The following is a 9,791-nucleotide window of genomic DNA, read 5'->3' as shown; positions in this document are numbered from 1 at the left end:
GGGCTGCTCTTCGGTGCCTGATTGGTCGGTTCCGTACGACCCTGCACTTCGACGAGCGCGCCGTCGAATGCTATGAACGCGTTTCCTAGGGCATCCACGAACTGGATTCCCGCGTCGCGGAGGGCGGCGGCGCTCCGCCTGCTGATGCGATCACCGACGACCAGCAGTGGGTGGGGCGCGGCGGACGTCCGGTGCGCCAGCGAACTGAGTGTCATCGACTCCTGCACCACTAGCGCGTACCGACCTTTGGCATCCGCATGCGCAAGCGTGACGATCGCATCGACGCCCGCATCTCTGTGCCGGGTAGATGGCGTGTGTTCCAGAGACTCGACTGCGAGGGTTATGCCGAACTCGCGCAGGCGCTCCCGAGCGACCTTCAATGCGTGGGGCTCGGCGATCGTGCCCTTCTCCGCGGGCGCTGTTCGGTCAGGCATGCTGTTCAGCATAACTGAACGGCTCCAAAAACCGAACACGCAACTCCAGGTTGCTCGCCGGCGGACCTGGCGCCTACGAGGATGAAGAAGGATTGGGTCTCGCGCGTAGACACGGGTGGAAGGTAACCCGACGACAGGAGCTCGACGTTATGGAACGGCCAGTTCACTCATGGCTGCGGTGACGCGGGCAGCGGCCGGAACCAACGCCGACACCGACGCCGCGGTCATTCGCGCGTCGTTGGCGGATCCGGACCGGTTCGCGCCGATCTACGACCGGTACGCCGCGATGCTGTACCGCTACGCGTATCAACGGGTAGGTCCCGAGATCGCCGACGACGTGGTGGCGGAGGCGTTTCTCGCGGCGTTTCGCGGGCGGGCGTCCTACGACCTCGATCGCCAGGATGCCCGGCCGTGGTTGTTCGGCATTCTCACCCGGGAGGTGGCCACCCACCAGCGGCGGGAGCAGGCGCGCTACCGGGCCATGGCCCGTTCGACGCACGAAACCGTGCAGGACGGCCCGGCCGATCAGGTGGCGGCCAGGGTGGTCGCCGATGCCGCCCGGGGTCCGCTGGCCGCTGCCCTGGCCGGCCTGGCGCCGGGTGATCGCGATGTGCTGCTGCTGGTCGCGTGGGGGCAGCTCAGCTACGACGAGGTGGCCGATGCCTTGAATATCCCGCAGGGCACCGTGGGCTCGCGGCTCAACCGGGCGCGGCGAAAGGTCCGCAAGGCACTGGGCGGGTTCGACCCGACCACGACCATGGAGGAGAACGATGAGATCTGACCTGTCCATTCTGGAGGAACTCGGGGCGAGTCTGGCCCCGGCGCAGGACGACCCGCCGGCTGAGGTTCGCCACCGGGTGATGAACGGCATGCGCCACCCGGTTCGCCGGCCTCGGCTGCTGTCCCGGTTGAGTGGTGTGCGCCTGGCTTGGGGGATCGGCGCGCCCGCCGTTGCCGCGGCAGCCGTCGCCGCCGCCCTGGTGGCCGGGCAACTGGCCGACATCGCGGGTGGCCAGCCCGCACCGCCCGGCCGCGGAACGGACGTCGAAGCCGGGACAGGCGCCGTGCCCCTGGCCCCGCCGGGCGCCGAGCAGGTGTTGCGGCTGGCGGCTCAGCACGCAGCCGCCACCCCGGCGATGGACGCCCGGCCGAAGCAGTTTCTGTTCATCGACTCCGTCGAGATCGAGTCGAAGATCGACTCCGGTAGGACCACGGTCTCCGGGCCGCTGCCCACGCGGACCTGGCTTTCGGTGGACGGCACCCGCGACGGGCTCGTGATCCAGGAAGTACGGAGGTCGTCCACGCGTACCCACATCGACGGCTGCACGAACGGCCGGCAGGCACAGACGGTCGACCGGCCGGCGACCACGCCCGAGGTCGCCTGCACGCCCGAGCCGGCCTATCGTCCGGGCCGCGTTCCCACCGATGCGGCCGGACTGCTGGCGTACGTGTACTCGGTCGCGGCCGCCGAACCGGAGTGGGTGTCCGTCGGCGCGGGGCCGGACGGAAGGCCCAGTGGATACGTTCGGCTCTCCGCCGACCAGCGTGCGTTCACCGAGATCGCCGAGATCCTGTACAAGAACCACCTGCCTGCCGTGCAGGAGGCGGCCTTCCTGGCCGCCGGGCGGATCGCCGGCGTCCAGGTGCGCCGCGACGTGGCCGACGCCGCCGGGCGGGCCGGGGTCGCGGTGACGCGCACCGAGGCGGGCGCCAGTCACGAATTGATCTTCGACCCGACCAGCTATCGGTATCTCGGCTACAACATCATCGGGGCCGAGTTCGATCAGACCACCGCGAAGGTGGTCCGCTCGCCGAACAGCCGCAAAGGGACCGCCCAGATCCGGCTGGGACCGAATCCGAAGCCGGGCGAGGTGATCTACAAGTCCGCGCTGCTGGGGATCGCCGTCGTGGACAAGGCCGGCCAACGCCCATAACTCCCGCGCCACCGGGACAGGACGCGGTCAACCACACCCGTGGGTGGCGACGTGACGTCGCCACCCACGGTTACCGGGCATTCTCCGTACCTGAAGCAGGTCGTCGGCGGTGCGCTGGCTCGGGTCGGGCACGTACCTTCCGACACGCCGACGCCGATGATGAAGGCCGGCAGCCTGACTAGTACGAGCCGGCGCTCTGGAAATGCGACCAGGCGCCGCACGGTGAGTCGTACCGGCCCTTGATGTAGCCGAGGCCCCATTTGATCTGGGTCGCCGGGTTGGTTTTCCAATCGGAGCCGGCGGACTTCATCTTGCTGCCGGGCAGGGCCTGCGGAATTCCGTACGCGCCGGAGCTGCGGTTCTCGGCGCGGTAGTTCCAGCCGCTCTCGTGCTTCCAGAGCTTGTCCAGGCACGGGAACTGGCTGATGCCGAACCCGGCCTTCAGGGTCAGCGTGCACCCGATCGCGCGGCTGCCGTTGAACTCGTTGCACGAATCGGGGATCGGGCCGGTGAATGCCACCGGGCCGCCGTCCTGCGCGGCCTTCTTCTTGGCCGCGGCGGCCTTCTTCTCGGCGATCACCTTGGTCTCGAGCTTGTGCGCCTTGGCCGCGAAGGCCTTTACCTCGGTGGCGGCCTTCTCGGCGGCAGCACCCTCGGCCTGTCGCTGCTGGGCGCGAGCGGCGGCGTGCTTGCCTTGCCGCTGCTTCAGCAGCTGCATGTCGTCGGCCTCCACCTGCATGAGGCTGGTCGACGAGCTGGTGCTGCGCTGCTCCTGGACCTTGCTGTCCTGCCCGAGGTAGACGCCGGCGGCCAGCCCCGTGAGCAGCAGGCCGACCGACGCAGTCCGCACCGCGACCCGGCTCCAGAGCTGATTCACGAAGCATTCCTCCATTGGGGGCGATGACCTCATCCGGGGATGATGATGTTCGCGGAACACCATGGCGCACCGTGCGGTCAAGGTGAAGTGGTGGGCCGTCGATGTGGGATTGCTCATACGGCCTTGCTTTCGGGCCATTCGACTTGTTTCAAAACAACGTCATCGCCGGGCCGCGGACCATCCCGGCATGTCCCGTTTTGCCGGCCGTCGGGCCCCGACGATGAATCGGTTATGCGGTCAGATCGGGCACGCGCCGGGCACCGTGGAATTCGAGCAGCCGGATCAGGGTCTGCGAGTGGCCCACGAGCCGGAACCGGCCCGCCGCGCGGTCCGCGGCATGGATCAGGATCCGGGCGGCGGCCGTGTCGGCGAACCGCAACTCGGACACGTCGATCTTCACCAGCGTGTCGTCGTCGGGTAGGTCGTCGAGCAGACTCTCGATCACCGCACTGAGCGCCTGCCGGTTGAACCGGTCCGCCTCGCCGGCCAGGCGCAGCCCGTACGGGTCCCGGGTGCGCCGCATGCGCAGCGCGGACGCCGCGTCGAACGGCACCCGCGTGCCCGCGGCGGCGGGATGCGCCCAGCTGAGCCGGCGCAGCCACAGCGGGTCGAACAGCCGCCGGTCGTACGCGCATATGCCCAGCAGATAGCCCTCGGTGAAGAGGGCGTTGATCCGGGCCTCGTGGCGGGGCAGGTGCTCGGCGCCCGGCACCGGCCGGCTCGCCCAGGCCATGTCGGCGATCACCCGCAGGCCCGGGTAGCCGTCGTGGCGCGCCCGATCCTGTTCCTCCCGCAGGAAACGCACGGCCGCCGCCGGGTCGAAGGCACCGGCCGTCAGATAGGACGCCTCCGTCGTCGAGGCCCGCAGGCTGCCGGACGCCAGCGCGTCGAAGGTGCGCACGCCCCGGCGCTCGATGCCGGACAACGCATCCGCGGGATCGTCGCCGCAGTAGAGAACCCTGTCCCGCTCGCGCAGGCCCGCGTCTACGGCTCCGGCCACCATGTCCAGGCGCGAGGCCTCATCGTCGACAATCCAGCAGACATGATCACCCAAAGTGAGCTGATCGAGTAGCGCTGAGCTGGCCACGGCTCTTCCCTCATCGTCACGATCCCGTAGCCGTGAACCGTACGCTTCAAGCAGTTCGCGGTCGGTAGCTCGACCGGGTGACAGGTCGGGCCGGCAGCGACCGGAACGGCCGCCGCCGGCGCCCGCGCCGGCGATCGACGATCACCTTCCGTGACCACCGGTCGCCCGATCATCGGTCGGCGTCACGGCATCCCGTACGCGGTCAGTGACGTCGCGGAGGCCGCGCCGGCGTCTCAGGGCAGCGCGAAGGGCAGCTTGATCCCGTCCAGGGCGTTGCCGCAGGCGCAGGAGCGCTCGACCGGCAGGGCCCGCACCGCGTCGAGCAGAACCTCCCGGAGCCGCGCCGTGTTGGCGGCGAAGACCGAGAAGACCTCCTCCTGGGTGACCCCGTGGTCGCCCTCCACGCCGGCGTCCAGGTCTGTCACCAGGGCGATCGCGGTGTAACAGAGGGCCAGCTCGCGCGCCAGCACCGCCTCCGGATGCCCGGTCATGTTGACCACCGCGCCGCCGATCGCGGTGAACCAGCGCGACTCGGCCCGGGTCGAGAACCGCGGGCCCTCGACGACGACCATCGTGCCGCCGTCCACCGGGCTGATCCGCGCGCCGGCGCGCAGCACGGCCTGCCGGCCGTCCGGGCAGTACGGGTCGGCGAAGGACACGTGCACGGCGCCGGAGTCGTAGAAGGTCTGCTCGCGCCCGCTGGTCCGGTCGAGGAGCTGGTCGGGGACCACAAAGGTGCCGGGACCGAGCTCCGGTCGCAGGCCGCCGACGGCACAGGGCGCGATGATCTGGCGTACGCCCAGCGACCGCAACGCCCACAGATTGGCCCGGTAGGGGATCTTGTGCGGGGGGAACCGGTGATCCCGGCCGTGCCGCGGCAGGAAGGCGACCCGCCGCCCGCCGACCTCGGCCACGGTGATCGGATCCGAGGGCAGACCGTAGGGCGTGGACACCTGATGTTCGGTCGCTCCGTCGAGGAGGGCATAGAGGCCCGATCCACCGATGACGCCGATCTCCGCCGTCGCGGCATGCTCCTTCATGCGCCAGACCTTATCGGTGGCTGGAATCGCAGGCTAATGTCCAAGCATGGCGTTGACCGTAGGCCTCCTGGGGCAAAGGTGGGGCTGCCGTGTTCAGTGAAGAGCAGCGCATCGGAGGTCGCTCGATGGAGTCGATGACCGGTCAGCTTCTGGTCGCGACCCCGACTCTCAAAGACCCGAACTTCGACCGCACGGTGGTGCTGCTGGTGGCCCACGAGACGGGCGGCGCGCTGGGTGTGGTGCTGAACAGGGCGACCGAGGTGCCGGTGGCGGACGTGCTGGGCAACTGGGGCGAGCTGGCGGGTGATCCGGCCGTGCTGTTCGAGGGCGGCCCGGTGCAGCCCGAGTCGGCGATCTGCCTGGCCCGGACCCGCCCGCAGGTCAAGAAGCGGGTCTCCGGCTTCCACCAGGTCGCCGGCGCCCTCGGCACCGTAGATCTCTCGGCGGATCCGGATCGCCTGCGCGAGAGCGTGGCCGGCATCCGGGTGTTCGCGGGCTACTCGGGCTGGTCCCCGGGCCAGCTCGAGGACGAGATCGCGGCCGGCTCCTGGTTCGTCTTCGACGCGCTGCCGGGCGACCCGTTCGTCAGCCGCCCGGACGACCTCTGGGCGATGGTCCTGCGCCGCCAGGGCGACATCCTGGCGGCGGTGGCCCACTTCCCGCCGGACGTCTCGCTGAACTGACACGCTCCCGCCCCCTCCGCACGCGAGGGCCCCGACGGTGTGTACTATTCCGTGAGTGCCCGGGACACCCCGGGGGCAGGCAAGGGGCTGTGGCGCAGCTGGTAGCGCACCACACTGGCAGTGTGGGGGTCAGGGGTTCGAGTCCCCTCAGCTCCACCCTTGTGAGCAGGCAAAACAGGCTGGTTCTCTGTCCACAGAGGACCGGCCAGATTTTTTTGTGGCAACATGTGGTTACGGCGTGTCGCTCGACCGGGTTAATAGGGTTGGGTGTTTTGCGGCAATTGAAGTCTCACGTATGGCCTCTGAGCTGCCTAAACATCATTTGGGCCGGCTGGGGTGGGCGATCCTTCTGAAGAGTCGCTGACGCTCGCCAGGCGAGATCCAGTGGCGGAAGTCACATTTTCCCATGATCGACTCATGGGCTGGAGCACGTCGCGGCAGGCTGTCGGCAACCCTCCTCGGGCGTGCCGCTGGCACGGTCATAGCGACGGATGAGAGATCGGGCGCCCAAGCACGGTCACCTCCCGGCACCCCCCGTCACCTACCTGTGCGGCGTTGCGTGACCAAGGCTGAAGACGTCGCGAACTTGCACGCCGGTTCCCCTCCGCTCCTTCGGGTACCTGACGGAGACCGGCAGCGTCCCGTCGATGGGTCGCCCAAGCCCTCGGCCGGCCCCCGAAGGGACGGATGAACCACAGGCAAGCGCGGCGCTCCTTCTCAACTAGGGAGTCGCCATCCCATGCCAGAACAGGATCCCAAAGGTCAGCCCGCGGTCGCGGCAGGGCCGGGGCAGACGCTCTATTACACCGTCGGCCAGGTCGCCAAGATGCTCGGTGTTTCTCCCCGATGGTTGGCCGACAGGTGCCGAGCCGAAGAAGTCGACCACGTCTACATGGCCCGCAAACGCAAGTTCACCCCGGCGCAGGTCGAGAAGGTCCTGAAGCAGTACACCGTGGAAGGGCCCGATTTCGAGGCCGAACGGCGGGAACAGGAACGCATCGCGCGTAGGGCTCGGGCGCGTGCCGCTGCACGGCGCAAATGAGAGGTATTCGGCCCGCCGAGAGCGACACAGAGAGTCTTGTGAGGCTCATTCATTCTCTCCACGCGTGCGGAGCACCTGCGGCCTCTGCGACACCGACTCGCCGTACGAGTTGCCGCCGAATCGGACCCGCTGGCGACACCGCGCGCCACGGCCACTTGCCCGAGATCCCCGTAGGCAGCCGGGGCACAACCCGCGGTAGGGATTGAGTGAGCTCTGACCCGAATACGCTGACCGCTGCGCTCGCCTGGCACGACGCCGGCTGCGCCGTCATTCCGATTCGAGCCGACGGCAGCAAAGCGCCCTTGGTGTCGTGGCGGCGCTTTCAGAAGGAACGCCCGGACCGTGAGTTGGTTCGGCGCTGGTTCACCGGTAGTCCTCCCGGGCTGGCGGTGTTATGCGGCGCCGTCTCCGGCGGCCTGGAAATGCTCGAGTTGGAAGGCCGGGCGGTGGCCGAAGGCATGGGGCAACGCCTCGTGGAATCGGTTCATGCCGCAGGGCTGAGCGTGGTATGGCAGCGGATCGCCGTCGACGGGTACGCGGAACGGACGCCTTCTGGCGGCGTCCATCTGATATACCGGCTGCGCGGGGCGCCCGTCAGCGGGAATACCAAACTCGCTCGCCGGCCAGCGAGCGAGGCGGAGCTTGCTGCCGAGCCGACAGAGCGGATCAAGACCCTGGCCGAGACGCGCGGCGAGGGCGGGTACACGATCGTCGCGCCGTCACACGGAACGGTTCACGAGACGCGGCTGCCGTGGACGGCCATGCGCGGTGCGACTCCGGACCGGATTCCCGAGATCGCGTCGGAGGAGCACGACGCGCTGCTGGCAGTGGTGCGGTCGTTCGACGCCGTACCACCCCCGGCCGCGGGGCCGTCTCGGCCACATGGCGGGACGCCCGTCGGCCGTGACATGGCTTCGGGTGGTGATGCCGCACCTGGGGAGGACTACGAACGGCGCACAGACTGGAGCGACATTCTTGGGCCGGCGGGCTGGACGCTGGTTTACACCTCCGGCCGGATGCGCGCGTGGCGCCGGCCCGGCAAGGGCGTGGGGATCTCGGCGACCACGGGGCGTGCCGATGACCGGGATCGCCTGTTCGTGTTCTCCACGAGCACGCAATTCGACGCCGAGGTCCCGATCACGAAGTTCCACGCCTACGCGATCTTGAACCATGGCGGCGATCATGCGGCGGCCGCGAGCGCGTTACGCCGGGCGGGCTTCGGCAGCCCGCCGCGTCGTGGTGGCCGCCCGGCCCAGGTAGCAAGCCATGAACAGGACGACCGTGAGGAGCGCCCTAACGGCACGGAAGCGACCGCTCCGGTTCGGATCGGCAGCGAGCCGCTGCCGGCTGCCGCCGCATGGGGTCCGACGGAGGACGGGCTGGCTCGCGCTGTGGTGGCGTATCACGGTCATGAACTGAGGTATTGCCCGCAACGCGGCCGGTGGCTGTTGTGGAACGGGCATCGATGGGCCTGGGACGAGGCCGAGCGCCACCGAGAGTTCGTGCGTGCGCTGGCCCGGCAGCTACCGGCCGCCGGCGCATGGCGCCGGTTCAGATCGCACGTCCTGTCAGCATCCGGGGTGTCCGGGGTGATCAGGCTCGCCCGGTCGGACCCCGCGGTCAGCGTGGCGCTGGCGGACCTGGACGCCCGGCCGTATGAGCTCAACACCCCGTCGGGCATCGTCGATCTGCGCTCCGGCGAGCTCACGGCGCCCGATCCTGCTCATCTGCACACCCGGTCGACGGCGGCGGCGCCCGACTTCACGGGGCAGTCGGCGGCCTTCGACGCGTTCCTCACCGACACGTTTGGCGATGATCGTGATCTGGCCAATTATGTGCAGCGGTTGCTCGGGGTATCGGTGATCGGTTCGGTGCTCGAGCAGGTGCTCGCGTTCGCGGTGGGCCCAGGCGCGAATGGCAAGTCGACGTTACTGGAGACGGTGATGCACGCGCTGGGCCAGGGCGAATCCGGCTACGCCGTGGCGGCCTCCTCGGAGATGTTGATGGTACGTAAACACCAGGAGCACCCGGCAGAACTCGCCCAGCTCGCCGGCGCGCGGCTGGTGGTCTGCGCGGAGTTGGAGGACGGGCAGCGCTTCGGTGAGGCGAAAGTGAAACAGCTGACGGGCCGCGATTCGATCAACGCCCGGTTTATGAGAAGAGATCCGTTCGTCTTCTTGCCGAGCCACACGTTGTGGCTGTTGGGTAACCATTTGCCGGCGGCGCGGTCGGGAGGACCGGCGTTCTGGCGGCGGATCCGGGTGATCCCGTTCGTCAATGTGGTGCCCCCTGGGCGGCAGAATCGCCGGCTCGGCGAGATCCTTGCCCAGGACGCTGGGGTGGTCCTGGCGTGGATCATCGGCGGCGCCGCTGCGTACCAGCGGGACGGGTTGAACGAGCCGGCAGCTGTGCTGTCGGCGACTGCGCGGTATGCCAGGGACCAGGACACGGTCGGCCGTTTCGTCGAGGAGTTGTGCGCTCTGGTGGCTGGTCCGGGCGAGGTGCGCACCGACACGACGGTCCTACGCGCGGCGTACGAGCAATGGTGCGAGGAGACTGGCGAGCGGCCGGTGTCGGCGAAGCGGCTGACGCAGGAGTTGCGCGATCGCTTTCAAGTCGCCGATGGGCGCGGCACGAAGGGCCGGCGGTTCTATCGCGGGATCCAGCTGCTGAGCGCGGGCGAGCGTCTGTCGA

At 69.1% G+C, this 9,791-nt stretch carries 8 protein-coding genes, 1 tRNA gene and 1 pseudogene; 6 read left to right on the top strand and 4 right to left on the bottom strand.

Features of this window, described 5'->3' with window-relative positions; genetic code table 11:
* A pseudogene (locus tag DMB66_RS63210) lies at window positions 1–434 on the bottom strand (hypothetical protein); the annotation flags it as partial.
* 169 nt (window positions 435–603) lie between these two features.
* Between DMB66_RS63210 and DMB66_RS52055 the strand changes: the two are divergent.
* Window positions 604–1,215: an RNA polymerase sigma factor gene (locus DMB66_RS52055; RefSeq protein WP_199753144.1), complete on the top strand. Its 612-nt coding sequence runs from the start codon at window positions 604–606 to the stop codon at window positions 1,213–1,215.
* A complete protein-coding gene (locus DMB66_RS52050) occupies window positions 1,205–2,368 on the top strand; it encodes a CU044_5270 family protein (protein WP_125811496.1) in 1,164 nt (387 codons plus the stop codon). Before DMB66_RS52055 ends, DMB66_RS52050 begins: the two co-directional genes overlap by 11 nt.
* Before the next feature lie 178 nt (window positions 2,369–2,546).
* On the opposite strand, the gene DMB66_RS52045 is transcribed toward DMB66_RS52050, so the two are convergent.
* From DMB66_RS52045 to DMB66_RS52035, 3 genes are all read right to left on the bottom strand, one after another.
* Window positions 2,547–3,245, bottom strand: a complete 699-nt coding sequence (locus DMB66_RS52045) for a lytic transglycosylase domain-containing protein (RefSeq protein ID WP_199753143.1) — start codon at window positions 3,243–3,245, stop codon at window positions 2,547–2,549.
* A gap of 229 nt (window positions 3,246–3,474) precedes the next feature.
* Entirely contained in the window at window positions 3,475–4,332 is an 858-nt protein-coding gene (locus tag DMB66_RS52040; RefSeq protein WP_125811495.1) for an MEDS domain-containing protein, read from the bottom strand.
* Window positions 4,333–4,565: 233 nt separating this feature from the next.
* Window positions 4,566–5,372, bottom strand: a complete 807-nt coding sequence (locus DMB66_RS52035) for an S-methyl-5'-thioadenosine phosphorylase (RefSeq protein ID WP_125811494.1) — start codon at window positions 5,370–5,372, stop codon at window positions 4,566–4,568.
* Between the two features lie 125 nt (window positions 5,373–5,497).
* On the opposite strand from DMB66_RS52035, the gene DMB66_RS52030 reads away from it, so the two are divergent.
* The 4 genes from DMB66_RS52030 to DMB66_RS52015 all read left to right on the top strand — a co-directional run.
* On the top strand, window positions 5,498–6,055 hold the full coding sequence (locus DMB66_RS52030) for a YqgE/AlgH family protein (RefSeq protein WP_125811497.1): 558 nt from the start codon (window positions 5,498–5,500) through the stop codon (window positions 6,053–6,055).
* A gap of 83 nt (window positions 6,056–6,138) precedes the next feature.
* Window positions 6,139–6,211 (top strand) — tRNA-Ala (locus tag DMB66_RS52025).
* Between the two features lie 583 nt (window positions 6,212–6,794).
* Window positions 6,795–7,097, top strand: a complete 303-nt coding sequence (locus DMB66_RS52020) for a helix-turn-helix domain-containing protein (protein ID WP_125811493.1) — start codon at window positions 6,795–6,797, stop codon at window positions 7,095–7,097.
* Window positions 7,098–7,303: 206 nt separating this feature from the next.
* Window positions 7,304–9,791: phage/plasmid primase, P4 family (locus tag DMB66_RS52015; protein ID WP_125811492.1), on the top strand; the 2,488-nt coding region annotated here is incomplete at its 3' end.

Source organism: Actinoplanes sp. ATCC 53533 (assembly GCF_003947245.1).
This window is presented reverse-complemented; position numbering and strand designations above follow the sequence as displayed.

Bases quoted from the DNA above. Each gene is read 5' to 3' on its own strand.
- DMB66_RS52050 (WP_125811496.1), top strand. From the start codon at position 1,205: ATGAGATCTGACCTGTCCATTCTGGAGGAACTCGGGGCGAGTCTGGCC.
- DMB66_RS52035 (WP_125811494.1), bottom strand. From the start codon at position 5,372: ATGAAGGAGCATGCCGCGACGGCGGAGATCGGCGTCATCGGTGGATCG.
- DMB66_RS52020 (WP_125811493.1), top strand. From the start codon at position 6,795: ATGCCAGAACAGGATCCCAAAGGTCAGCCCGCGGTCGCGGCAGGGCCG.
- DMB66_RS52030 (WP_125811497.1), top strand. From the start codon at position 5,498: ATGGAGTCGATGACCGGTCAGCTTCTGGTCGCGACCCCGACTCTCAAA.
- DMB66_RS52055 (WP_199753144.1), top strand. From the start codon at position 604: ATGGCTGCGGTGACGCGGGCAGCGGCCGGAACCAACGCCGACACCGAC.